Below are 24,025 nucleotides of genomic sequence, written 5' to 3' on the forward strand. Positions count from 1 at the left end.
GTCACTTTGAGTGCCCACACAGATTGTCTGATAAATTGTTAAAGAGCAGTGCCGCTTCGTTTTCGCTGCGGCGCGGGGTGTGCATATTACGCTTTCCCGCTTCAGAGTCAAGCGTTTAATTTGCTTTTCTCTGCTGACCCGGCGGCGTGTGTGCCGTTGTTCCGTGTCAGTGGAGGCGCATTATAGGGAGTTATTCTGAAGTGACAAGCACAAAATACAAAAAACTTTTCGTTCGCTCACTTTTCAAACTCCACGCTTAAATACGCCGCGATTCGGGTGATAAATGCGCGATTTCCCGGGCAAAACTGCTCACCTGCGTCCAGTCGGTATAAACCACTTCTTTACGCGTATCGGTTTCACCGCCGGTCATTTTCATAATCAGCCGAATCATAAAGCGGTCATACCAGCGATAGCGGGGGTAACGCAGCGCCCCTGCAAAGACGGCACACAGGTCTGGCTGCCACGGCGAATTCAGCAAAAACTTACGCGTGTAGCTGTTGGTCTGCGGTGTACGCTTTTCAGGTTTGCGGGCCACCAGATTGACCGAGTAGAACGCCCCGGGCAGCTTATTGAGCGCTGCCGTATGCTTTTTCACAAAGCGATCCAGCGCAGGATGGAAATGCCCGTAACGGATAGACGCCCCAATCACCACACGGTCGTAATCCTGCCAGGCGATTTGCTCCGTACGGTTCAGGTTCACCACATCAGAGTAAATGCCCAGCTCTTGTAGTTCAGAAGCCAGATAAGAGGCAATCTCACGCGTTTGCCCGTCTCGCGTAGAGAATAGAATAAGTGTTTTCACCGACGACTCCTTACTCGCGCCAGAATGTTGGGGTGAACAGCACCAGCAGCGTAAAGACCTCAAGACGCCCAAACAGCATATTGGCGATTAGGATCCATTTCGCGACCGGGTTCATACTGGCAAAGTTATCCGCCACGACCCCCAGGCCAGGCCCGAGGTTATTAAGTGTTGCCACAACGGACGCAAAGGCAGAGAAATCATCCACCCCCGTCGCGATGATTGCCAGCATACTGACGATAAAGACCAGGGCATACGCCGAGAAGAATCCCCACACCGCTTCGAGAATACGTTCCGGCAGGGCACGGTTGCCCAGCTTGATGCTATAGACTGCATTCGGGTGAACCAGGCGTTTTAATTCACGGTTCCCCTGCTTGAAGAGCAGCAGAATACGAATCACCTTCAGGCCACCGCCCGTCGACCCTGCGCAACCACCAATAAATGCCGAGCACAGCAGCAGCACAGGCAGGAACAGCGGCCAGCGCGCAATGCTGTCCGTGGTAAAACCTGCGGTTGTCGCCATCGACACCACCTGGAAGAACGCCTGGTTTAGCGTGGTCAACGCCGAGTTATAGACATCATGGAACCAAAGCACCAGCGTACAGATGACCACCAGCGTGAGCTGGACGCCAATAAACATACGGAACTCCGGGTCGCGCCAGTACACCTTCAGGCTACGTCCGCTGAGTAATGAGAAGTGTAGACCGTAGTTACAGCCGGAGATCAGCAGGAAAATAGCAATAATGGTGTTGATCGTTGGACTATCAAAGTAGCCCACGCTGGCATCGTGGGTAGAGAACCCGCCGATGGCGATTGTCGCAAAGCTGTGCCCGATGGCATCGAACGCGGGCATACCGGCAAACCACAGCGCCAGCGCACAGGCAACGGTCAGTAAAACATAAATCAGCCACAGGGTCTTCGCCGTCTCGGCAATACGCGGGCGCATCTTGTTATCTTTCAGTGGCCCCGGCATTTCTGCCCTGTACAACTGCATGCCCCCGACGCCCAGGATAGGAAGGATGGCCACCGCCAGAACAATGATCCCCATACCACCGAACCATTGCAGCATCTGGCGATAAAAGAGAATGGCGTGGGGTAATGAATCCAGCCCAACCAGCGTAGTCGCGCCGGTAGTCGTTAAGCCGGAGAAGGATTCAAAAAAGGCATCCGTGATGCTCAGATTGGGCTGTTCAGAGAAGATAAAGGGCAGCGAACCGACGCTTCCCAGCACCGTCCAGAACAGCACCACAATCAGAAACCCTTCACGTGATTTCAGCTCACCTTTCTGACGACGGTTTGGCCACCATAGCAGCGAGCCAATCGCCAGCGCAACAAAGAAGGTCTGGGTAAATGCCCGCCCCGCGCCGTCCCGGTAGATAAGCGCCACCAGTCCTGGGAGAATCATTGTCCCGGAAAAAAGTATGACCAGCAGTCCAACGATTCGGGTTATGGCACGAAAATGCATCTCTGCCGCTTCCTTTGGTATTCAAAAAGTGAGGTGGGGATTATTCTTCAATCGGCAGCAATTGCAACGAACCGCGACTAAAATCCGCCAGTTTTGCCGAAAAAGCAGCCTGTTCAGCCTGAGGAAGCGCCACGCGCAATTGCACCATTGCCTGGTAATCACTGTGTGCAATCACACCGTTAAACTGTTTAAGCAGCGCTTCGACACCCGATAGCTGGGCGTAGTCGCACAACAAAGTATATTCGGTGAGTGGCGTTTTGCGGGTAGTGACCAACATATTAAGCGCCTGCTGTACGCCCCCGCCATACGCTTTCACCAGCCCACCGGTACCTAATAAAATGCCGCCGTAGTAGCGAACAACCACGGCGGTGATTTCACCCACGCCACTGCCCATGAGCTGGGAAAGCATAGGTTTACCGGCAGTACCCGCCGGTTCACCGTCATCAGAAAAACCCAGCTGCTGCGAATCGTCTGGCGGCCCGGCGACCCACGCCACGCAGTGGTGACGGGCGTCGGGATGCGCAGCGCGGACAGACTCAACAAACGCCTTTGCCGCCTCTACGCCATCGGTGTGTGCCAGCAGCGTAATAAAGCGGCTTTTCTTGATTTCTTCAACAAAGGTGACCGGCTCAGCCGGTATCAGCCAGCTTTCCATCAGGCCAGCTTCAGGTCTCGCGTCATATTCTCGATACCGTTCTCATGAATCACGACGTTATCTTCGATACGAATACCGCCAAACGGCTTCAGCGCGTCAATTTTTTCCCAGTTGAAGTGCTTGCTGAACTGACCTTCGCGCCATGGCGCTAACAGCGATTCGATAAAGTAGATCCCCGGCTCGATGGTCAGCACCATGCGCGGCTCAAGGATACGCGTGCAGCGCAGGTAAGGATATTTAGACGGCGCGGCGAGGTGCGTGCCGGTATCATCCTGCATAAAGCCCGCAACATCATGAACCTGCAGACCCAGCGGGTGGCCGATACCGTGCGGCATAAAGGGTCCGGTCAGATCGTTTTCGACCATCGCCTCTTCGCTCATGTCTTTCACGATCTGGTGTTTACGCAGCAGTTTAGCGATGCGCTGATGGAACTGGATATGGTAATCCACATAGCTGGTTCCGGCTTTCATGGTGCTGATAAGCGCCAGTTGCTCATCGTTGACGTCTTTAATCAGATGCGCAAAATCGGTATCCGCATTGGCCGCCCAGGTACGGGTCAGGTCAGCCGCGTAGCCGTTGTACTCTGCGCCCGCGTCCAGCAGGAAGCTGCGCATCTCAGACGGCACATGGTGATCCAGTTTGGTGTAATGCAGAACAGAGGCATGCTCATTCAGGGCGACGATGTTGCTGTAAGGCACATCGGTGTCACGGTGACCGGTCGCGGTGAGGTACGCCTGATTGATATCGAACTCGCTCATACCGGACTGGAAGGCTTCATGCGCTGCACGGTGACCATTCACCGCCGTTTTTTGCGCTTCACGCATGCAGTAAAGTTCGTAGTCGGTTTTATACGCGCGGTAATAGTGCAGGAAATCCAGCACCCCTTTCGGGTTGAGTTTGTCTGCCGGGATATCCAGACCCAGCGCACGCTCCGGGACCGGGCCAATGTAGGCAATATTGCCACGCGCGGCAGGCAACTGGCTGCCAATACCGTCGGCTTTTGGTAAAGCCATGACGTCCACTTCTTCTGTCCAGAAGCTGGTCGGCAGCGGCTCAACGTTGTGCCAGTAATCCACAGGCAGATAGAACCACAGTTTCGGCTTGTTCACGCCATCCACCAGCAACCAGCAATTTGGCACCTGTGTTACCGGCACCCAGGCTTTAAACTGCGGGTTAACCTTAAACGGATACGCATGGTCATCCAGAAAGGTATTCATCAGCTCGCCAGAGTGGATTAACAGCGCATCCAGCTTAAAGCGGGCAAGTACATCACGGGTACGTTCCTGTAGGGTAACGATATGATTTTTATAAAGCGAAGCCAGTGAGTCCATCATTCTTCCTTTCGTTTTTTTGACCTCAAGTCCTCGCATCTTAGCACACCTGTCTCCGGCTGCGTGATTTCCACCGACCGTGATCAATGCAGCAATTTCTTAATGAGTAATTTGCATTTTATTAACATAAATCCCACACTCCGACTCATCTGGTATGACCAGATCCACTTGCTGGATTCAGGAGACTGACATGCTCTACAAAGGCGACACCCTGTACCTCAACTGGCTGGAAGATGGCATTGCCGAACTGGTGTTCGATGCCCCCGGCTCAGTCAACAAGCTTGATACCGCGACGGTGGCCAGTCTTGGCCAGGCGCTGGATGTACTTGAAAAACAAACTGATTTAAAGGGGCTGCTGCTGCGCTCGAACAAAGCGGCCTTTATTGTTGGTGCCGATATCACCGAATTTCTTTCACTGTTCCTGGTGCCTGAAGAACAGCTGAGCCAGTGGCTGCACTTTGCCAACAGCGTCTTTAATCGTCTGGAAGATCTGCCTGTCCCGACCCTTTCCGCCGTTAACGGCTACGCGCTGGGCGGCGGCTGTGAATGCGTGCTGGCCACCGACTACCGCCTCGCCACGCCGGATCTGCGCATCGGCCTGCCGGAAACCAAACTGGGCATTATGCCGGGCTTTGGCGGCTCCGTACGTATGCCGCGCATGCTGGGTGCCGACAGCGCGCTGGAAATTATTGCCGCAGGTAAAGATGTTGGCGCAGAGCAGGCGCAAAAAATCGGCCTGGTTGATGGCGTCGTGAAGCCAGAAAAACTGATTGAAGGCTCCCTCGCCATTCTGCGTCAGGCCATTAACGGCGATCTCGACTGGAAGGCCAAACGCCAGCCGAAACTGGAGCCGTTAAAGCTCAGCAAGATTGAAGCAGCCATGAGTTTCACCATCGCCAAGGGCATGGTGATGCAGACGGCGGGTAAACACTACCCGGCGCCGATCACGGCGGTGAAAACCATCGAAGCCGCAGCCCGCTTTGGCCGTGACGAAGCCCTGAAACTCGAAAACCAGAGCTTTGTCCCGCTGGCACATACCAATGAAGCCCGCGCGCTGGTGGGTATCTTCCTCAACGATCAGTTCGTGAAAGGCAAAGCAAAACAGCTGACGAAAAACGTTGAGACGCCAAAACATGCGGCGGTACTTGGCGCTGGCATTATGGGCGGCGGCATCGCTTACCAGTCCGCCTGGAAGGGCGTGCCGGTGGTGATGAAAGACATCAGCGAGAAATCCCTGACGCTGGGGATGACCGAAGCAGCCAAGCTGCTCAATAAACAGCTGGAACGCGGCAAAATTGACGGTCTGAAACTCTCAGGCGTGATCTCCACTATCCAGCCCGTACTGGAATACACCGGTTTTGACCGCGTCGATGTGGTGGTTGAGGCCGTGGTAGAGAACCCGAAAGTGAAGAAAGCGGTACTGGCCGAAACGGAAGAGAAAGTGCGTCCGGAGACCGTACTGGCCTCTAACACCTCGACGATCCCGATTAGCGAGCTGGCAAGCGTCCTGAAGCGCCCGGAAAACTTCTGCGGAATGCATTTCTTCAACCCGGTGCACCGCATGCCACTGGTCGAAGTGATCCGCGGCGAAAAAACCTCTGACGACACCATCGCAAAAGTGGTGGCGTGGGCCAGCAAGATGGGCAAAACCCCGATTGTGGTCAACGACTGCCCGGGCTTCTTCGTCAACCGCGTACTGTTCCCTTACTTCGCTGGTTTCAGCCAGCTGCTGCGCGACGGCGCGGACTTCCGCAAAGTCGACAAAGTGATGGAAAAACAGTTCGGCTGGCCGATGGGGCCAGCGTATCTGCTGGATGTGGTTGGCATTGATACCGCGCATCACGCTCAAGCGGTTATGGCGGCGGGCTTCCCACAGCGCATGCAGAAAGATTATCGCGATGCGATTGACGCCCTGTTTGACGCCAACCGCTTTGGTCAGAAAAACGGTCTGGGCTTCTGGCGCTATAAAGAAGACAGCAAAGGCAAACCGAAGAAAGAAGAAGATCCGGCGGTGGATAGCCTGCTGGCCGGGGTTAGCCAGCCAAAACGTGACTTCACGGACGATGAAATCATCGCCCGGATGATGATTCCGATGATCAACGAAGTGGTGCGTTGCCTGGAAGAAGGCATTATCGCCAGTCCGGCAGAAGCCGATATGGCGCTGGTCTATGGCCTGGGCTTCCCTCCGTTCCACGGTGGCGCGTTCCGCTGGCTGGATACGCTCGGCAGCGCCCGCTATCTCGATATGGTGCAGCAGTATCAGCACCTCGGCCCGCTGTATGACGTGCCGGAAGGGCTGCGTAATAAAGCGCGCCATAACGAATCCTATTACCCAGCAGTTGAGCCAGCCCGTCCGGTTGGCGAGCTGAAAACGGCTTAAGGAGTCACAATGGAAAAGGTTGTCATTGTTGATGCGATTCGCACCCCGATGGGCCGTTCAAAAGGCGGCGCATTCCGTAACGTGCGTGCAGAGGATCTCTCAGCGCACCTGATGCGCAGCCTGCTGGCGCGTAATCCGGCGCTGGACCCGGCTGCGCTCGACGATATCTACTGGGGCTGTGTGCAACAGACGCTTGAGCAGGGCTTCAACATCGCCCGCAATGCTTCGCTGCTGGCGGAGATCCCACATTCGGTGCCGGCAGTTACCGTCAACCGTCTGTGCGGCTCCTCAATGCAGGCACTGCATGATGCGGCGCGTATGATCATGACCGGTGACGCGCAGGCCTGCCTGGTCGGCGGCGTGGAGCACATGGGCCATGTGCCAATGAGCCACGGGGTCGATTTCCACCCGGGCATGAGCCGTAACGTGGCGAAAGCCGCAGGAATGATGGGCCTGACCGCTGAAATGCTGTCCCGCCTGCACGGAATTAGCCGTGAAATGCAGGATACCTTCGCCGCGCGTTCTCATGCTCGTGCATGGGCCGCCACGCAATCCGGCGCGTTTAAGAATGAGATCATCCCGACCGGCGGCCATGATGCTGATGGCGTTCTGAAGCAGTTCAGCTACGACGAAGTGATCCGCCCGGAAACCACCGTTGAAGCGCTATCCACCCTGCGCCCGGCGTTTGACCCGGTCACCGGTACGGTCACGGCAGGTACCTCGTCGGCGCTGTCTGACGGAGCGGCCGCGATGCTGGTAATGAGCGAAAGCCGCGCCCGCGAGCTGGGGTTAACGCCTCGCGCCCGGGTGCGCTCAATGGCGGTGGTAGGCTGCGATCCTTCTATCATGGGTTACGGCCCGGTTCCGGCCTCGAAGCTGGCGCTGAAGAAAGCGGGATTGACCACCAGTGATATCGACGTGTTCGAGATGAACGAAGCCTTCGCCGCGCAGATCCTGCCGTGCATTAAAGATCTGGGGCTGATGGAGCAGATCGACGAGAAAATTAACCTCAACGGCGGCGCGATCGCCCTCGGTCACCCGCTGGGCTGCTCCGGGGCGCGTATCAGCACAACGCTGATTAACCTGATGGAACGCAAAGACGCGCAGTTTGGTCTGGCAACGATGTGTATTGGGTTGGGTCAGGGTATCGCAACGGTGTTTGAGAGAGTGTAAGGCTATAACGTAGGCCCGATAAGCATCGCGCCATCGGGCTTTTGCCGGGAGGTGCTGCGCTTTCCCGGCCTACGAGAGGTACCTCGCCGCAAGTGACGCCATTTGCGAAGAGAGACAGTTTAGTTGCCGTTCTTCCCGCCTGTCAGGGGCGGGTTTTTTATTTAGATAAACGCAAAAGCATCGCCAAACAGACGATCTTCACGCGCATCACGTTCGTTACAGAACAGGTCACGGGCAATTTTCGCCATCTCAAAGCGGCCAGCGATATAGATATCGTGCCCTGCCAGCGTGCCATGATCCTGCAGTACCGCCGTCAGCACTGTGCCGCTACGCCCACGCCAGCCCTCTTCCGGCTGCTCAACCACCGGTTCAACACGCAGGTTGGGATGGTTAACGCTCAGCGCTTCAAGCTCAGAGAGATCGTAGAGATGTTTCTCTTCGCGGCCACCCCAGTAGATAGTGATATCACGGTTCGGGTTACGCGCCAGGGCCGTCAACAGAATAGAGCGCACGTAGGAGAAGCCTGTACCACCGGCAATCAGGATCAGCGGACGGTCTTCATCGTCACGCAGCCATGCATCACCGTGTGGAATATCCACCACGATCTCGCGCTCTTTAAGAATGCGGTCCATGACGGCCATTGCATACAGGTTAAGCTCTGACGCACCAATATGAAGCTCAATAAATTCCTGCTCCGCTGGCGTTGAGGCCATAGAGAAAGGACGCTTATCACGTTCATCCATCACGACCATCAGGTACTGACCAGCACGGAAAGAGAATGCCGCTTCAGGCACTAAACGGACGCGATATACGGTGTCGGTGATAGCATCTACCGAGGTCACTTTACAGCTTAAGGTTGTCATTCGCTCTCTCTGTCGGGAAGTCTATAGGGCTTAACGGTCAGCCTGCGGTTTACCGTTATTCATTATGGCCAGTTCGTCCCAGATCGCGTCAATTCGCGCGGTCACAGCAGGATCTTTCTTGATCGGGCGACCCCATTCACGGTCGGTTTCGCCAGGCCATTTATTTGTGGCATCCAGTCCCATTTTTGAGCCAAGACCGGAGACCGGCGAGGCAAAATCCAGATAATCTATCGGCGTGTTTTCCACTAACACCGTATCGCGCGCCGGATCCATTCGCGTGGTAATGGCCCAGATAACATCATTCCAGTCGCGGGCGTTAACGTCATCATCGCAGACAATCACAAATTTGGTATACATAAACTGGCGCAGGAAAGACCATACGCCCATCATCACGCGTTTAGCGTGACCAGGATACTGCTTCTTCATTGTGACCACCGCCAGGCGATACGAGCATCCTTCCGGCGGCAGATAGAAATCAACAATTTCCGGGAACTGCTTTTGCAGGATCGGCACAAACACTTCATTCAGCGCCACACCCAGTACTGCAGGTTCATCCGGTGGACGTCCGGTATAGGTGGAGTGATAAATCGCATCTTCACGCTGGGTAATGTGCGTGACGGTAAACACCGGGAAGTTATCCACTTCGTTATAATAGCCCGTGTGGTCACCGTACGGGCCTTCGGGTGCCAGCTCGCCCTGTTCAATGTAACCTTCCAGGACAATCTCTGCACTCGCGGGCACTTCGAGGTCGTTAGAGATACACTTCACGACTTCCGTTTTGGTGCCACGCAGCAGTCCTGCAAAGGCATATTCAGAGAGTGTATCCGGCACTGGCGTTACCGCGCCCAGAATGGTGGCGGGGTCGGCCCCTAACGCAACTGAGACCGGAAAACGCTCGCCCGGGTGTGCAGCACACCACTCCTGGAAATCCAGCGCGCCGCCGCGATGCGACAGCCAGCGCATGATGAGCTTATTCTTGCCAATCAGCTGCTGGCGGTAAATACCCAGATTTTGACGCTCTTTATGCGGCCCGCGTGTGACGGTGAGCCCCCACGTAATGAGTGGCGCGGCATCTTCAGGCCAGCACTGCATGATCGGGATTTTGGTCAGATCTACCGCATCCCCTTCCAGCACTTTCTGCTGGCACGGCGCGCCGCGCAGACGTTTGGTTGGCATGTTCAGCACCTGCTTAAACTGCGGCAGCTTGTCGAACAGATCGCGGAAGCCTTTCGGTGGCTCCGGCTCTTTCAGAAACGCCAGCAGTTTACCCACTTCACGTAACGCTGTGACGTCCTCCTGGCCCATGCCCAACGCCACACGGCGAGGGGTTCCAAACAGGTTGCACAGCACCGGCATTGAATAACCCTTCGGGTTTTCAAACAGAAGCGCCGGGCCACCGGCACGCAGGGTGCGGTCAGCAATTTCTGTCATTTCCAGATAAGGATCGACAGGAAGCGTAATGCGTTTGAGTTCGCCCTGCTTTTCCAGCAGCGTCAGGAAGTCGCGGAGATCGTGGTATTTCATGCAGTTAATCATGGCCTCTCTGTAAGCGCTTCATTATACGGCGTAAGCCTGCGTGATGCTGTAATTTTGTTAAATTAGCGTGAACTTCTGCATCCTGTTCCCTTTTCGGCCATTATAATCAACTTAGCGATCCCGCCAGGGTTTTGATATGCTTGCGCCCGAAACTAAGGGAAAGAGTGATTATGCAGGCCTGGTATTTACTGTATTGCAAACGCGGGCAACTTCAGCGCGCGCAGGAACATTTAGAACGTCAGTCTGTAAATTGCCTGACACCCGTGATCACGCTTGAAAAAATGCAGCGCGGGAAGCGCACAACCGTCAGTGAGCCGCTATTTCCGAACTATTTGTTCGTGGAATTCGACCCGGAAGTGATCCACACCACCACCATCAGCGCCACGCGCGGCGTCAGCCATTTTGTTCGTTTTGGTGCGCACCCGGCAACGGTGCCGTCGACGGTGATCCATCAGCTTTCGGTTTATCAACAACCTGAAGATATTACCGACCCGGAAACCCCGTACGCGGGAGACAGTGTCGTCATCACCGAAGGTGCCTTCGAAGGCCTGCAGGCGATTTTCGCCGAGCCGGACGGTGAAGCACGCTCCATGTTATTGCTCAATCTGCTTAATAAGCAGGTGCTACAAAGCGTGAAAAACACCGACTTCCGCAAAGTTTAAAAATCAATGCCAAACAGGCGACGCACGTTGTCATCCGTCTGCGTAGATAACCCGTGCGGATCCTCTCCGCGCCACTGCGCCACGCTCGTGACAATATGCCCCAGCCACGCCGGTTCGTTACGTCGCGATGCCGGTTTTGGTTTCATATCACGCGGCAATAAATAAGGCGCGTCGGTTTCGAAGAGCAACTGGTCGGCCGGGATCACCGGCAACAGTTCACGAAGCTCCAGCCCGCGGCGTTCATCGCACACCCAGCCGGTAATCCCCAAATAAAGCCCACGATCCAGACAGTCCAGCGCCTCCTGACGTGAACCGGTAAAACAGTGCAGCACCGCGCCTGGCAGTTTATCCAGCCAGGGATCCAGCAGCGCGAGGAAGCGCTCATGCGCGTCGCGACAGTGCATAAACACCGGCATTTCAAGCTCGGCCGCCAGGGCAAGTTGCGCCGTAAACGCTTTTTCCTGCTCGGCAGGGGTGGAAAAATTACGGTTGAAATCGAGCCCACATTCCCCGATAGCCACCACTTCGGCAGTTTTCGCCAGCCTGTGAATGATTTCAGCGCTCTCCGACGTCCACTGGCTGCTGTCATGAGGATGCACGCCCGCCGTAGACCAGCAGCGATCGTAGCGTTGGGCCAGCTGTTGCGCCTGCTCGCTTTCATGCAGGTTGGTGCCTGTCAGCAGCAGCCCTTTTACGCCGGCGGCAAACGCGCGCGCCACGACGTCGTCGCGATCTTTCGCAAACTGTGAACTGGTCAGGTTAAGTCCAATATCAAACATGCAATTCCCCATATGACAACCGCCCTGACGGGCGGCTGGTTTTACTCTTCAGTGCTCTTTTCAGAGACGTCGTCTTCGTCCTCTGACCGACGCCCTTTCCCCACATAGAAACGTGAGAAGAAGACGCCTACCTCAAACAGACAGTACATCGGTATGGCCAGCAGCGTTTGCGAGAAGACATCGGGCGGCGTCAGCAGCATGCCGACCACAAATGCGCCGACCAGAATATACGGACGCTTTTTACGCAGGTCTTCTGGTGTGGTTACACCCACCCAGCAAAGCAGCACAATCGCAACCGGCACTTCGAACGCCACGCCGAATGCCATAAACAGCGCCATCACAAAGCTGAGGTAGCTGGCAATATCGGTCGACACCTGTACCCCTTCCGGCGCGGTATGCGTCAGGAAGCCAAAAGCCAGCGGGAAGACCACGAAATAGGCAAACGCCATGCCGATATAGAACAACAGCGAGCTGGAGACCAGCAGTGGGATCACCAGTTTGCGTTCATGCTTATACAGCGCTGGCGCCACAAACGCCCAGATCTGATACAGCAGGATGGGTGCAGAAGCGATCAACGATACCCAGAACGTGAGCTTAATGGGCGTAAAGAACGGCGAAGCAACGTCCGTCGCGATCATCGTTGCGCCCAGCGGCATCTGCTTTATCAGCGGCGCGGAGACAACCTGGTAGATGTCATTGGCGAAATAAACCAGGCATAAGAAAATAACGAAAACCGCAATAATGCAGTTTAACAGGCGCTTACGCAGCTCAATGAGGTGCGTAATGAGCGGTTGAGTATCATCTACTGCCATGTTTACGCTTTATCACTCGACGAGGGGGATGATTCGGTAACAGGCGCGGCGGGCTTTGCTTCAGCCGCGTTGACCACAGGGTCTTCCGGCTGCGCCTGTTTTTTCAGTTCAGGTTCCTGCGGCGTATGTTCAGGCGCGGTGGCCTGATGCTCCGCGCTGGCAGGCGTTACGCCCTCGCGCTGCGCTTCACTGTTCTTCACCACCGGGTTATGGATGGTGTTCGCTTCATCGCTCGCTTTTTCAGGATCGTTAACGCTGTAGGAGCGCTTCATGGATTCTGCCGCTTCGCGCAGTTCATCCATGGAGGCTTTCAGTTCCGGCGTCAGGTTATCCATGCTCGCCTTCTCAACCTTTTTCAGGCTTTCCTGAAACTCTTGCAGCTTAAGTTCCTGCGCCAGCTCGTTCTGTACGGTGGATGCCAGCGAACGAAGCGCACGCACCCACCCCACAACCGTTTTGACTGCAACGGGTAAACGCTGTGGCCCCAGCACGATGAGGCCAATCACAAAGACCAGCAGCAGCTCACTAAAACCAATGTCGAACACGACTTACACCTGCTCTTTATCGTGGCGTTTAGCGTCTTCCTTTTTGGCATCTTCTTGCTTGTCGGAGATGGATTTAGCAGTAAAGTCAGCGTCCTGGCTGGTTTTATCCTGCTTGCTCTCATCATCGCTCATTGCTTTCTTGAAGCCTTTGATAGACGCGCCCAGATCGGAACCGATAGAACCGAGCTTTTTGGTGCCAAACAGCAGCACGACGATGACGGCAATAATGACTAATTGCCAGATACTGATACCACCCATACATATTCCTCAGAGATAGATGATTAATTAGTCAGACCGCATTATACGTATGCGACCTGGTGATAGCGATGCCTGTTCAGCGCGTCTTTCTCCAGCCAACGAACCAGACCACTATTCCGGCAGCCATTAGCCAGGCGGGCATCATCTGCCAGTCCGGACGGTTGATTAACAACAACGTACCACTGAGCAGCAGGGTTGCGCCAATGCCAAACAGATAGCGAGACTGGCCCTGGCGTACGCGGTTCGACTGAAGCTCGTGGGCGATTTTATCCATGCTGAGCTGAAGGTTCTTGCTCTGACGCAAACTGTCATACACCAGTTCAGGAAGTTCCGGCATTTTTTCAACCCAGAACGGGGCTTTCTCTTTGAAAGCCCGCACCAGAGCCGGAATGCCAACCTGATCCTTAATCCAGGATTCCAGGAACGGTTTCGCGGTCTTCCACAAGTCTAACTGAGGATAGAGCTGTCGACCTACACCTTCAACGTAAAGTAATGTTTTCTGAAGTAAAACAAGCTGTGGCTGCACTTCCATATTGAAGCGGCGAGCGGTGTTAAACAGATTCAGCAAAACGTGACCGAACGAGATTTCCGCCAGCGGTTTTTCAAAAATCGGTTCACAGACGGTACGGATGGCAAACTCAAACTCTTCGACATTGGTGTCCGGCGGAACCCAACCTGAGTCAACATGCAATTCAGCCACTTTACGGTAGTCGCGATTAAAGAAGGCGATAAAATTCTCCGCCAGATAACGCTTATCTTCTTTATTGAGCGAGCCGACAATACCGCAATCAATGCCGATATATTGCGGGTCGTCCGGATGCTCATAGCTCACAAAGATATTGCCCGGATGCATGTCTGCGTGGAAAAAGCTGTCGCGGAAGACCTGAGTAAAGAAGACCTGTACGCCACGTTCGGCCAGCAGCTTCATGTTCGTTCCCTGTTTCTCCAGGGCCACGACATCCGAGACGGGAATACCGTAAATACGTTCCATGACCATCATGTTCTGGCTGCAGTAGTCAGAATAGACTTCAGGAACATACAGCATCGGGCTGTTTTCAAAATTACGCCGTAGCTGAATGGCGTTTGCCGATTCGCGCAGCAGGTTTAGTTCATCGATCAGCGTTTTTTCATATTCCCGTACCACTTCCAGCGGGCGCAGGCGGCGTCCGTCAGGGAGCAGACGCGGAACCCAGCGCGCCAGACGATAGATAAGCTTCATGTCCGCTTTGATGATCGGCAGAATATCCGGGCGGATAACTTTGATAACGACTTCTTTGCCATTCTCTTTCAGACGCGCGGTATGCACCTGGGCAATGGAGGCAGAAGCCAGCGGCTGAATGTCGAAATCGTCGAACCAGGTCTCAACAGGAATATTGCCCATCGCCTCTTCGATCTGTTTTTTCGCGCGCACGCCGTCAAACGGGGCCACACGATCCTGCAGCAGTGCCAGCTGATCGGCAATCTGAGGCGGGAAAAGATCGCGACGGGTCGAGAGCATTTGGCCGAACTTAATCCATACCGGGCCCAGCTCCTGTAGCGCCAGACGCAGGCGTTCACCCAGCGGCTGTCCTTTGTGGCGATTAGGCATCCAGAACAACATCCGCCGCCAGATACGAAGCGGCAGCGTGATACGCATTTTGGGGATAAGCTCGTCGAGCCCGTAACTCAAAAAGGTGTGGACGATAAAATAGAGGCGCCGAATTTCACCAGGCGTCATTTGCCCTCCAGTTTTTCCAGCCGTTTGGTTAACGCATCAACCGCACGTTCAACAGCCGCAGTCTCTTCCGCGAACCAGGCCACTTCCAGCGGTCCAGGGGCCATACGCCACTCTTCAGTCAGCACTTCTGCCGCATAGCGCTGCTGACGTTGCAGGCTTTTACGCAGGAAGGCGGTACCACCATGCAGGGCTTTGCCGATCCCTTCCGCTGCAATGTCGCCAATAAACGGGGCAAGCAGTTCCGCCGGGTCAAACTCGGCCAGATCGCTGAGCGCAACGAAATTTTGTACGACCTGAAGGTCGCCTTCCACTTCCAGCTCACCGCTGCGGATCAGCGCCGTTAGTTGCTGGCGGTCACGCAGTTTTGGCAGCACGCTCATGCGCGTGATGACAGAGCAATCGGCGTCTCCTTCCCACTCCCCCAGAACATCAAGCTGGCGTTCGCTGAAGACCAGCACAAGCGGCGTCGAGAACTCTTTTAAAACGATCCGCAATACCTTCCCGTTAAGTCGCTGCCGCGCGGCTTTTAGCGCTGGCGCACGATAGAGAAAGGCATTCAGTACATTCTCGATGCCTGCGGTGACTAAGGGTTTAAAGGGCACAGGACACCTCCACTCAGAACTTATAACCGCGATGCAGTGCGACGACACCCGCCGTCATGTTGAAATACTCAACGTTTTCAAACGCCGCATCCTGCATCATGGCCTTCAGGGTGTCCTGATCCGGGTGCATGCGAATGGATTCCGCCAGATAGCGGTAGCTTTCTGCGTCGTTTGCCACCAGCTCGCCAATACGCGGCAGAACATGGAATGAATAGGCGTCGTAGGCTTTGCTCAGTGGCTCGATAATCGGTTTGGAGAACTCAAGCACCAGCAGACGTCCGCCCGGCTTCAGCACGCGATACATTGAGCGCAGTGCTTTTTCTTTATCGGTGACGTTACGCAGGCCAAAAGAGATAGTGATGCAGTCAAAGGTATTGTCCGGGAACGGCAGTGCCTCGGCGTTTGCCTGCACATATTCCACATTCCCCACCACGCCGATGTTACGCAGCTTCTCACGCCCCATTTTCAGCATGGAGTCGTTAATATCAGCCAGAACAACACGCCCGGTTTCACCCACCAGACGGGAGAATTTCGCGGTCAAATCGCCCGTGCCGCCGGCAAGGTCCAGTACCGTTTGTCCACGACGCACACCGCTGCAGTCGATGGTGAAGCGCTTCCACAAGCGATGAATGCCGAATGACATCAAGTCATTCATCACATCGTACTTCGCCGCCACGGAATGAAATACGTGGGCCACCATGTCAGCTTTCTGCGCTTTGGCGACAGTCTGAAAGCCAAAGTGCGTTGTGTCTTGTGAATCGTCAACCATCTCAGAGCCTGCTTATCAGTAAAATGTTCGTGAAGTGTAACAGATTGGGCGCGTTTGCCCTACGTTTCAACCACCACGTAAGAAACGCGCCAGATGCGGGTCTGGCGATATCTCTGCCGCTAACTCGTTGTCTTCACTGTCTCTCTTTTGTCCATCAGCGCCTTCGCGCAGGCGAAACTCTTCGTCTTGTGCCGTGGCTTGCTCAACCAGTTCCGGATTAATCTCGCGTTTAACCTCCACCCCCAGGCCGCGGAAGGCTTCAGCTTGCGCCAGCAGATTACCCCGCCCGGAGGCGAGTTTTTTCATCGCCTGGCGGTAGTTGTCCTGCGCGCGGTCCAGGCTTTGCCCGACCGAGGACATATCATCCACAAAGAGGCGCATTTTGTCGTACAGCTTGCTGGCGCGATCGGCAATCTGCTGCGCGTTGCGGCTCTGATGTTCATAGCGCCACAGGTTGGCAATGGTGCGTAACGCCACCAGCAGCGTGGTGGGGCTGACCAGCATAATGTTGTTTTTCAGCGCTTCAGTTATCAGTTCCGGCTGTCTGTCGAGTGCCAGCAGAAAAGCAGGCTCTACCGGGATAAACATCAGAACATAGTCAAGCGAGCGCAAACCCGGCAACTGCTGATAGTCTTTTCTGCCCAGCAGACGAATATGGTTCCGCACGGAGGCAATGTGCTCCTGCAACGCCGATTCGCGGGTGTAGTCATCCTCCGCATTGAAGTAACGCTCATAGGCCACCAGCGTCATTTTGGCATCAATCACCACATCTTTACCCTGCGGCAGACGCACAATGACATCTGGCTGCATTCGCGAGCGGGCGTCGTTTTCTATGCTGACCTGGGTTTCGTATTCATACCCTTCGCGCAGTCCAGAGGCTTCCAGCACCCGCGTCAGGACGACTTCACCCCAGTTACCCTGCGTTTTGTTATCCCCTTTCAGGGCGCGGGTCAGGTTGACCGCTTCCTGCGCCATTTGTGCATTCAACTGCTGCAGATTACGAATTTCGTGTGCCAGGGTGTGCCGCTCGCGGGCCTCCTGACCAAAGCTGTCCTGCACCTGACGACGGAAACCGTCCAGTTGCTCACGCAGAGGCGTCAGGAGACTGTTCAGACTCTGGCGGTTTTGTTCGTCAACGCGGCGGTTGCTGTGCTCAAAAATGCGGTTCGCGAGATTCTCAAACTGTTCGCTGAGGCGCTGCTCGCTGTTCATCATCTGGCGGATTTTGTCTTCCGCATGCAGTTGAGTGGATTCCAGGCGGGTTGTTACTTCACGGAGATCGGCTTCCAGTGAGGTGTTGATATCACGCAGATTGCGCAGTTCGTTGTTGAGTAACTCGCACTCGTCTCGCCAGTGTTCACTCAGCGCAAGTTGCTGTTTTGTCGCGCTTAACTCGGCGACTATCTCTTCACGCTCTGCCAGCTGATCGGCCTTTTGCTGCGCGTGCTGATAGCTGGAAATCAGCCAGCCTATCGCCACGCCCGCGAGCGCAATCACCGCGTAAATCAGAATTGAGAGATCCACAATGCCCCCTGCATCAACGTATTACCGCACAAAATAAGATTGTGCTGTATAAACGTCCAGTTTGAAAGGGTTTTCCTGCGAGGCGCTACGCAAAAAATAAAGGCCGAACGTGTCGGCCTTTGATGTCAGAAGAGAGGATTAGATCAGACGACGGGCCGCTTCAACCACGATTTTTACCGCATGACTTTCGGTTTGTTTCATGGTTTCGGCGTTCGGTATTTCCTGCTGGGTACGGTTGACGATAACCCCCGCCACCATACCGGCACGCAGACCCTGGCTTGCGCACATAGTCAGCAGCGTTGCAGATTCCATTTCATAGTTCATCACGCCCATAGACTGCCACTCTTCCATAGAGCCTTTAAAACGGCTCACCACACGGCCAGAGAAGGTGTCGTAACGCTCCTGACCCGGGTAGAAGGTGTCCGACGAGGCGGTTACGCCCACGTGCGTGGTTGCGCCAACGGATTTCGCTGCTTCAACCAGCGCCGTCGTACATTCAAAATCGGCAACCGCCGGGAATTCCATTGGTGCAAAGTGCAGACTCGCCCCATCCAGACGCACGGACGCGGTAGTCACCAATACATCACCCACGTTGATATGCGGCTGGATCGCACCGGTCGTCCCGATACGCAGGAACGTCCGGATGCCCAGCTGCGCCAGTTCTTCAACGGCAATGGAGGTAGATGGGCCACCGATACCGGTAGAGCACACAATCACGGCCTTACCATCCAGCTCTGCACGCCAGGTGGTGAATTCACGATGGGCTGCCAGCTTAACCGGCTTATCCATCAGCGCGGCGATCTTTTCCACACGCTCAGGATCGCCCGGGACGATCGCGAGCGTAGCCCCTTGTAAATCGTTTTTGGTGAGGCCGAGATGAAAAACATCAGACTTAGACATAGGTGACTCCTCTGTGGGTCGGTTAGTCAGAAGAAGTAAAACGGTACTTTACAGAAGCAATACGCATAATTTCGTGACACATCTCACCATGAATGAAAATGATTGCAGTATATTTCCATAAAAAAGTGATTTACATCACATTAACAAGTTATATCGTGGTGTGCTGCACAAAAGATAGACCGTTTAAGGCACTGTGGGTTGTTAACCTGGTGTCTATATTTACCTTTGCGCTAACTCATTGGTACGGAGAATGCCATGACTGAAAAAACCGGTTTTGCACCTGCTGCGGCTCCGCATGCCTCAACCATCGTCTCAACGCCTGAAGACGCCATTACGGCGGGAGAGACCTCCATTCCCTCGCAGGGGGAAAATATGCCTGCTTACCACGCACGACCAGCATCGGCAGACGGTCCGCTGCCGATCGTGATTGTGGTTCAGGAAATTTTCGGCGTTCATGAACATATTCGCGACCTCTGCCGCCGACTGGCGCTGGAAGGTTACCTGGCCGTTGCGCCAGAGCTCTATTTCCGTCAGGGCGATCCGAACGACTACAGCGATATCCCAACGCTTTTGAGCAACCTGGTCAGTAAAGTGCCGGATGCACAGGTGCTGGCCGATCTGGATCATGTTGCCAACTGGGCGGCGCGTAACGGCGGTGATGCGCATCGCCTGATGATAACGGGGTTCTGCTGGGGCGGACGCATTAGCTGGCTGTATGCCGCGCACAATCCGCAGCTGAAAGCTGCTGTGGCCTGGTACGGTAAACTGGTGGGCGAAAAAACGCTGAACTCGCCAAAACATCCGGTTGATATCGCCACAGACTTAAATGCCCCGGTGCTGGGACTGTACGGTGGTCAGGACACGGGTATTCCACTCGATACGGTAGAGACCATGCGCCATGCGCTACGCGCGGCGAATGCGAAGGCCGACATTGTCGTATACCCGGATGCCGGACACGCGTTTAACGCCGATTATCGCCCGAGCTATCACGCGGAGTCAGCCAAAGATGGCTGGCAGCGGATGCTGGCGTGGTTTAGCCACTACGGCGGCAAGAAAGCGTAAACATAAAAGCCCGGTGGCGGCGATGCCTTACCGGGCTACATAATGGGATCGACTCTGTCTTAACCCTGACGCAAATTCTGCGCCGCTTTCACCATATTCGCCAGCGCCGCGCGGGTTTCAGGCCAGCCGCGGGTTTTCAGACCGCAGTCCGGGTTCACCCACAGGCGCTCTGCCGGAATGCGCTGAGCGGCTTTCTTCAGCAGGGCTTCGATCCACTCTACGCTCGGCACGTTCGGGGAGTGAATGTCATATACGCCCGGCCCGATTTCGTTCGGGTAATCGAACTCTTCGAATGACTCCAGCAGTTCCATATCTGAACGCGAGGTCTCGATGGTGATCACGTCGGCATCCAGTGCGGCAATGGAATCCATAATGTCGTTAAATTCGCAGTAACACATGTGGGTGTGGATCTGCGTGTCGTCCTTCGCCACTGCGGCATTGATGCGGAACGCTTCCACACCCCACTGCAGGTAGGCGTCCCAGTCGCTGCGACGCAGCGGTAATCCCTCGCGCAGGGCCGGTTCGTCAATCTGGATGATGCCAATGCCCGCCGCTTCCAGATCCGCCACTTCATCGCGCAGCGCCAGCGCAATTTGCTTCGCGATGGTTTCACGGGTCACGTCCTCACGCGGGAAGGACCAGCAAAGAATGGTCACCGGACCGGTCAACATGCCTTTTACCGGCTTGTCGGTCAGGGACTGGGCATATTTAGCCCATTCGACGGTGATCGGGTGCGGACGGCTGACGTCACCGATCACCACCGGTGGTTTTACACAGCGGGAACCATAGCTCTGTACCCAGCCGTTTTGGGTAAAGACGAAACCGTCCAGATGTTCACCGAAGTACTCCACCATGTCGTTACGCTCTGCCTCCCCGTGAACCAGCACGTCCAGGCCTAAGCGCTCCTGCTCCACAATCGCCTGTTTGATATGTTCCGCGATGCCGGTGCGGTAGTTGGCCGCATCAAGGTTGCCCTTTTTGAAGTCCAGGCGCAGGCCGCGGATCTCGGTAGTTTGCGGGAAGGAACCGATAGTGGTGGTTGGCCACGCAGGCAAGTTGAAACGGGCGCGCTGGGCTTCTGCACGCACTTCATACGGGCTTTGACGCTGGCTGTCCTGCGCGGTGATAGCCGCCAGACGTTTTTCCACCGCCGGGTTGTGAACGCGAGACGAATGACGACGGGCCTGAATCGGAGCGCTCCATTCGGTAATCGCCGCCGTGTCACCGCTGTTCAGGGCATCACGCAGCAGAGCCAGTTCTTCACATTTCTGCAAGGCAAAGGCAAACCAGCTTTTCACTTCCGCATCCAGGCGGGTTTCAACGCTGAGATCGATAGGGCTGTGCAGCAGTGAACACGAAGAGGCCACCCATAGCTCACGTTTGCCGACGATGTCCTTAATCTGAGCATATTTTTCTGTCAGATCGGCGCGCCAGACGTTACGACCGTTTACCAGCCCGGCAGAGAGCAGCCACTCCGCTGGCAGGCGCTTGTGCAGTTCTGCAACATCATCTTTTCCATGCACCAGGTCAACGTGCAGGCCCTGCACTGGCAATTTGGTGATGGTGCCGAGGTTCGGCGTCACACCTTCAAAGTAGGTGGTAAGCAGCAGCTTCACCTGCCCGGTCAGTGCATCGTAAGCCGGTTTGAAGGCATCGAGCCACGCTTGCGGCAGCTCGAGCACCAGCGCCGGTTCGTCGATTTGCACCCACTGAATACCGCGTTTGCCCAGCTCAATCAGCACCTGTTTGTAGACCGGCAGGATATCCTTCAGCAGGCTCAGACGATCGAACGGCTCGCCTTTGACTTTTCCTAACCACAGGTAGGTCACTGGCCCCAGCAGCACCGGTTTCACCTGGTGCCCCAGCGCCAGCGCTTCGTCCACTTCATCCAGCAACTGGGTCCAGGTCAGTTTGAACTGCTGACCTTTAACAAACTCCGGCACCATATAGTGATAGTTGGTGTTAAACCACTTGGTCATTTCCGCCGCTGCCGCTGGCTCACCGGTTGGCGCACGGCCACGGCCGATGCGGAACAGCGTGTCGATATCTACCGATCCATCGTTGTTCTGATGACGAGCCGGGACATTGCCAAGCAGCAGGCTGGTCGTCAGAACATGGTCGTACCAGGCGAAATCGCCCACCGGCAGCAGGTCTACGCCCGCCTGTTTTTGCTGCTCCCAGTGGCGGGCACGCAGTTCGCGGCCCACTGCCAGCAGTTCTTCACGCGTGGTGTTTCCTGCCCAGTAGCTTTCTTGTGCTTTTTTTAGCTCGCGACGAAGGCCAACGCGAGGGAAACCGAGAGTGTGATTGCGGATTGTCATGTCATGCCCCTTGTGAAATTCGTTATTTAGACGTCCAGATGTTTACACATCTATAATTGGCAGGTACTGTATATTCCTCAAGCGCAAAATGTTCATGGCGAAGTGAAGGACTTTCATGATCGAGATAAAACACCTGAAAACGCTACAAGCGTTGCGAAACTGCGGTTCTCTCGCGGCGGCGGCGGCCTCACTGCACCAGACTCAGTCCGCCCTTTCTCACCAGTTCAGCGATCTGGAACAACGCCTCGGCTTTCGTCTTTTTGTGCGTAAGAGCCAGCCGCTGCGCTTTACTCCCCAGGGCGAGATCCTCCTGCAGCTGGCAAATCAGGTGCTGCCGCAAATTGCCAGCGCGCTTCAGTCCTGCAATGAGCCGCAGCAAACTAAATTGCGTATCGCCATTGAGTGCCACAGCTGTATTCAGTGGCTGACCCCCGCGCTTGAGAACTTCCGCCAGAAGTGGCCGCAGGTAGAAATGGACTTTACCTCCGGCGTGACGTTTGACCCGCAGCCGTCACTCCAGCAGGGCGAGCTGGATCTGGTGATGACGTCAGACATTCTGCCGCGTAGCGGCCTGCATTATTCGCCAATGTTCGATTATGAGGTGCGTCTGGTGCTGGCACCGGATCATCCGCTGGCCAGCAAGACGCGTATCACCCCGGAAGACCTGGCGACTGAAACGCTGCTGATATACCCGGTGCAGCGCAGTCGCCTGGATATCTGGCGCCATTTCCTGCAGCCGGCGGGCATCAGTCCACAGCTGAAAAGCGTGGATAATACGTTGCTGTTGATTCAGATGGTTGCCGCCAGAATGGGCATCGCGGCGCTGCCGCACTGGGTGGTAGAGAGTTTTGAACGCCAGGGCCTGGTGGTCACCAAAACCCTGGGAGAAGGACTGTGGAGCCGGCTGTACGCCGCCGTGCGCGATGGCGAGCAGCGTCAGCCGATCACGGAAGCGTTTATTCGCTCAACGCGGAACCACGCGTGCGACCATCTTCCGTTTGTGCGGAGCGCGGAGCGACCCAACGGCGATGTACCCACAGCGAAGCCAGGATCACCGCTCCCCCAATAAGGAAACTCGGCCAGTGGGGCTGTTGCTGCCAGATAGCAAGGTTTACCAGTAGCCCCGCGGGCACGTGCACGTTGTTCATGATGCCCAGCGTACCGGCGTCTACCTGAGTTGCGCCATAGTTCCACATGAAGTACCCCAGCCCCGAGGCCACCACACCCAGCCAGACCAGAATGCCCCACTGCACGGTGGTGGTAGGTAATTTTTGCGGGTTACCCAACATAAACCAGGCTGCGACCGCGACCACCGCCGCCCCCATATAGAACCAGGCAAACGCGTTGTGCTGTGGCATCGGGCGGGTTTCCATCAGGCGCTTGTAGCCCACCATACCAATAGCGAAGCTGATGTTTGCTAACTGCACGAACATCAGGCCGGTCCAGAAGTGATCGCTCACTTTATCGTAGCGAATAATCGCCGCGCCAATCACCGCCAGCGCTGCGCTCAACAGATAGCCCCAACGCAGACGACGCCTGCTGAGCAGGTCGTAAATCAGCGTGATATAGAGCGGCGTCAGCACTGTAAAGAGCAGAAACTCCGAGACGGACAAGTAGATATACGCCCGAAAGCTAAACAGATACATGATGCCGAGCTGCATCGCCCCCACCAGCATATACAGCAAAACGGTTTGCAGGGATTGTCCGCGCGTACGCAAAAAGGGCAGGAACACTAGCGCCGCCAGCCCCACGCGCATCAGCACCGAGAAATAGCTGTCGACCGATCCGGCAAGGTATTCGCCAATCAGGCTAAAGGAGAAGGCCCACAGGATAGTGGTGATAATGAGTAGCGCCACAATGCTTGTCTCTCAG

At 55.5% G+C, this 24,025-nt stretch carries 22 protein-coding genes; 5 read left to right on the forward strand and 17 right to left on the reverse strand.

Annotated features, from left to right (window positions below; all coding sequences use genetic code 11):
- Positions 1-256 precede the first annotated feature (256 nt).
- The 4 genes from hemG to pepQ are packed head-to-tail and all read right to left on the reverse strand — an operon-like array spanning position 257 to position 4,250.
- The gene (gene hemG, locus PUZ33_RS18590; RefSeq protein ID WP_013099226.1) at positions 257-802 is read right to left on the reverse strand and encodes a menaquinone-dependent protoporphyrinogen IX dehydrogenase; all 546 of its coding nucleotides are present in this window, start codon (positions 800-802) and stop codon (positions 257-259) included.
- A 10-nt stretch (positions 803-812) separates the two neighbouring features.
- Positions 813-2,264: a Trk system potassium transporter TrkH gene (gene trkH / locus PUZ33_RS18595; protein WP_013099227.1), complete on the reverse strand. Its 1,452-nt coding sequence runs from the start codon at positions 2,262-2,264 to the stop codon at positions 813-815.
- A gap of 40 nt (positions 2,265-2,304) precedes the next feature.
- Positions 2,305-2,919, reverse strand: coding sequence for an IMPACT family protein (locus PUZ33_RS18600; protein WP_013099228.1), 615 nt, complete (start codon positions 2,917-2,919; stop codon positions 2,305-2,307).
- Positions 2,919-4,250: a Xaa-Pro dipeptidase gene (gene pepQ, locus PUZ33_RS18605; protein ID WP_013099229.1), complete on the reverse strand. Its 1,332-nt coding sequence runs from the start codon at positions 4,248-4,250 to the stop codon at positions 2,919-2,921. Before pepQ ends, PUZ33_RS18600 begins: the two co-directional genes overlap by 1 nt.
- 190 nt (positions 4,251-4,440) lie before the next feature.
- Between pepQ and fadB the strand changes: the two genes are divergently transcribed.
- Positions 4,441-6,630 (forward strand): fatty acid oxidation complex subunit alpha FadB, encoded by a 2,190-nt coding sequence (fadB, locus tag PUZ33_RS18610; RefSeq protein WP_013099230.1) that lies wholly within the window; start codon positions 4,441-4,443, stop codon positions 6,628-6,630.
- 9 nt (positions 6,631-6,639) lie between these two features.
- The gene (gene fadA, locus PUZ33_RS18615; RefSeq protein ID WP_020688730.1) at positions 6,640-7,803 is read left to right on the forward strand and encodes an acetyl-CoA C-acyltransferase FadA; all 1,164 of its coding nucleotides are present in this window, start codon (positions 6,640-6,642) and stop codon (positions 7,801-7,803) included.
- A gap of 161 nt (positions 7,804-7,964) precedes the next feature.
- On the opposite strand, the gene fre is transcribed toward fadA, so the two are convergent.
- Positions 7,965-8,666 (reverse strand): NAD(P)H-flavin reductase, encoded by a 702-nt coding sequence (gene fre / locus PUZ33_RS18620; protein WP_013099232.1) that lies wholly within the window; start codon positions 8,664-8,666, stop codon positions 7,965-7,967.
- Between the two features lie 30 nt (positions 8,667-8,696).
- Positions 8,697-10,199: a 4-hydroxy-3-polyprenylbenzoate decarboxylase gene (gene ubiD / locus PUZ33_RS18625; protein ID WP_161496900.1), complete on the reverse strand. Its 1,503-nt coding sequence runs from the start codon at positions 10,197-10,199 to the stop codon at positions 8,697-8,699.
- A 173-nt stretch (positions 10,200-10,372) separates the two neighbouring features.
- Here ubiD and rfaH point away from each other — a divergent pair, with 173 nt between their 5' ends.
- Complete coding sequence (gene rfaH, locus PUZ33_RS18630) at positions 10,373-10,864, forward strand: transcription/translation regulatory transformer protein RfaH (protein ID WP_013099234.1); 492 nt, start codon at positions 10,373-10,375, stop codon at positions 10,862-10,864.
- On the opposite strand, the gene tatD is transcribed toward rfaH, so the two are convergent.
- The 9 genes from tatD to udp form a co-directional block, all read right to left on the reverse strand.
- Entirely contained in the window at positions 10,861-11,643 is a 783-nt protein-coding gene (gene tatD / locus PUZ33_RS18635; RefSeq protein ID WP_058680740.1) for a 3'-5' ssDNA/RNA exonuclease TatD, read from the reverse strand. The genes rfaH and tatD overlap by 4 nt on opposite strands.
- A gap of 41 nt (positions 11,644-11,684) precedes the next feature.
- Positions 11,685-12,455 carry a Sec-independent protein translocase subunit TatC gene (gene tatC, locus PUZ33_RS18640; protein ID WP_013099236.1) on the reverse strand — a complete coding sequence of 257 codons (771 nt, stop codon included), beginning with the start codon at positions 12,453-12,455 and terminating at the stop codon, positions 11,685-11,687.
- 2 nt (positions 12,456-12,457) lie between these two features.
- Positions 12,458-13,000, reverse strand: a complete 543-nt coding sequence (gene tatB, locus PUZ33_RS18645) for a Sec-independent protein translocase protein TatB (RefSeq protein ID WP_023621768.1) — start codon at positions 12,998-13,000, stop codon at positions 12,458-12,460.
- Between the two features lie 3 nt (positions 13,001-13,003).
- Positions 13,004-13,258: a Sec-independent protein translocase subunit TatA gene (gene tatA / locus PUZ33_RS18650; RefSeq protein WP_013099238.1), complete on the reverse strand. Its 255-nt coding sequence runs from the start codon at positions 13,256-13,258 to the stop codon at positions 13,004-13,006.
- Between the two features lie 76 nt (positions 13,259-13,334).
- The gene (gene ubiB, locus PUZ33_RS18655) at positions 13,335-14,975 is read right to left on the reverse strand and encodes a ubiquinone biosynthesis regulatory protein kinase UbiB (protein WP_020688734.1); all 1,641 of its coding nucleotides are present in this window, start codon (positions 14,973-14,975) and stop codon (positions 13,335-13,337) included.
- Positions 14,972-15,577, reverse strand: coding sequence for a ubiquinone biosynthesis protein UbiJ (gene ubiJ / locus PUZ33_RS18660; protein ID WP_058680741.1), 606 nt, complete (start codon positions 15,575-15,577; stop codon positions 14,972-14,974). The genes ubiB and ubiJ overlap by 4 nt, the downstream gene beginning before the upstream one ends.
- A 13-nt stretch (positions 15,578-15,590) precedes the next feature.
- Positions 15,591-16,346 carry a bifunctional demethylmenaquinone methyltransferase/2-methoxy-6-polyprenyl-1,4-benzoquinol methylase UbiE gene (ubiE, locus tag PUZ33_RS18665; protein WP_013099241.1) on the reverse strand — a complete coding sequence of 252 codons (756 nt, stop codon included), beginning with the start codon at positions 16,344-16,346 and terminating at the stop codon, positions 15,591-15,593.
- Between the two features lie 66 nt (positions 16,347-16,412).
- Complete coding sequence (gene rmuC / locus PUZ33_RS18670; protein ID WP_058680742.1) at positions 16,413-17,870, reverse strand: DNA recombination protein RmuC; 1,458 nt, start codon at positions 17,868-17,870, stop codon at positions 16,413-16,415.
- A gap of 138 nt (positions 17,871-18,008) precedes the next feature.
- Positions 18,009-18,770 carry a uridine phosphorylase gene (udp, locus tag PUZ33_RS18675; protein WP_003860792.1) on the reverse strand — a complete coding sequence of 254 codons (762 nt, stop codon included), beginning with the start codon at positions 18,768-18,770 and terminating at the stop codon, positions 18,009-18,011.
- Between the two features lie 255 nt (positions 18,771-19,025).
- Between udp and PUZ33_RS18680 the strand changes: the two genes are divergently transcribed.
- Complete coding sequence (locus tag PUZ33_RS18680) at positions 19,026-19,832, forward strand: dienelactone hydrolase family protein (RefSeq protein ID WP_058650621.1); 807 nt, start codon at positions 19,026-19,028, stop codon at positions 19,830-19,832.
- A 59-nt stretch (positions 19,833-19,891) separates the two neighbouring features.
- Here PUZ33_RS18680 and metE read toward each other — a convergent pair whose 3' ends face one another.
- Entirely contained in the window at positions 19,892-22,153 is a 2,262-nt protein-coding gene (gene metE, locus PUZ33_RS18685; RefSeq protein ID WP_047352124.1) for a 5-methyltetrahydropteroyltriglutamate--homocysteine S-methyltransferase, read from the reverse strand.
- Positions 22,154-22,268: 115 nt separating this feature from the next.
- Between metE and metR the strand changes: the two genes are divergently transcribed.
- Positions 22,269-23,222 (forward strand): HTH-type transcriptional regulator MetR, encoded by a 954-nt coding sequence (gene metR / locus PUZ33_RS18690; RefSeq protein ID WP_013099245.1) that lies wholly within the window; start codon positions 22,269-22,271, stop codon positions 23,220-23,222.
- Here the strand turns inward: metR and PUZ33_RS18695 are convergent.
- The gene (locus tag PUZ33_RS18695; protein WP_023621553.1) at positions 23,110-24,009 is read right to left on the reverse strand and encodes a carboxylate/amino acid/amine transporter; all 900 of its coding nucleotides are present in this window, start codon (positions 24,007-24,009) and stop codon (positions 23,110-23,112) included. The two genes, metR and PUZ33_RS18695, sit on opposite strands and share 113 nt — an antisense overlap.
- Between the last annotated feature and the right edge of the window lie 16 nt (positions 24,010-24,025).

It is taken from the genome of Enterobacter cloacae complex sp. 2022EL-00981 (assembly GCF_028737495.1).
GTDB lineage: Bacteria > Pseudomonadota > Gammaproteobacteria > Enterobacterales > Enterobacteriaceae > Enterobacter > Enterobacter cloacae.

What these genes read in the sequence shown, in the direction of transcription:
- trkH (WP_013099227.1), bottom strand. Translation starts at nt 2,264, where the DNA reads ATGCATTTTCGTGCCATAACCCGAATCGTTGGACTGCTGGTCATACTT.
- fadA (WP_020688730.1), top strand. Translation starts at nt 6,640, where the DNA reads ATGGAAAAGGTTGTCATTGTTGATGCGATTCGCACCCCGATGGGCCGT.
- tatD (WP_058680740.1), bottom strand. Translation starts at nt 11,643, where the DNA reads ATGTTTGATATTGGACTTAACCTGACCAGTTCACAGTTTGCGAAAGAT.
- udp (WP_003860792.1), bottom strand. Translation starts at nt 18,770, where the DNA reads ATGTCTAAGTCTGATGTTTTTCATCTCGGCCTCACCAAAAACGATTTA.
- ubiE (WP_013099241.1), bottom strand. Translation starts at nt 16,346, where the DNA reads ATGGTTGACGATTCACAAGACACAACGCACTTTGGCTTTCAGACTGTC.
- PUZ33_RS18600 (WP_013099228.1), bottom strand. Translation starts at nt 2,919, where the DNA reads ATGGAAAGCTGGCTGATACCGGCTGAGCCGGTCACCTTTGTTGAAGAA.
- pepQ (WP_013099229.1), bottom strand. Translation starts at nt 4,250, where the DNA reads ATGGACTCACTGGCTTCGCTTTATAAAAATCATATCGTTACCCTACAG.
- metE (WP_047352124.1), bottom strand. Translation starts at nt 22,153, where the DNA reads ATGACAATCCGCAATCACACTCTCGGTTTCCCTCGCGTTGGCCTTCGT.
- rfaH (WP_013099234.1), top strand. Translation starts at nt 10,373, where the DNA reads ATGCAGGCCTGGTATTTACTGTATTGCAAACGCGGGCAACTTCAGCGC.
- ubiB (WP_020688734.1), bottom strand. Translation starts at nt 14,975, where the DNA reads ATGACGCCTGGTGAAATTCGGCGCCTCTATTTTATCGTCCACACCTTT.
- metR (WP_013099245.1), top strand. Translation starts at nt 22,269, where the DNA reads ATGATCGAGATAAAACACCTGAAAACGCTACAAGCGTTGCGAAACTGC.
- tatC (WP_013099236.1), bottom strand. Translation starts at nt 12,455, where the DNA reads ATGGCAGTAGATGATACTCAACCGCTCATTACGCACCTCATTGAGCTG.
- fadB (WP_013099230.1), top strand. Translation starts at nt 4,441, where the DNA reads ATGCTCTACAAAGGCGACACCCTGTACCTCAACTGGCTGGAAGATGGC.
- fre (WP_013099232.1), bottom strand. Translation starts at nt 8,666, where the DNA reads ATGACAACCTTAAGCTGTAAAGTGACCTCGGTAGATGCTATCACCGAC.
- tatA (WP_013099238.1), bottom strand. Translation starts at nt 13,258, where the DNA reads ATGGGTGGTATCAGTATCTGGCAATTAGTCATTATTGCCGTCATCGTC.
- PUZ33_RS18680 (WP_058650621.1), top strand. Translation starts at nt 19,026, where the DNA reads ATGACTGAAAAAACCGGTTTTGCACCTGCTGCGGCTCCGCATGCCTCA.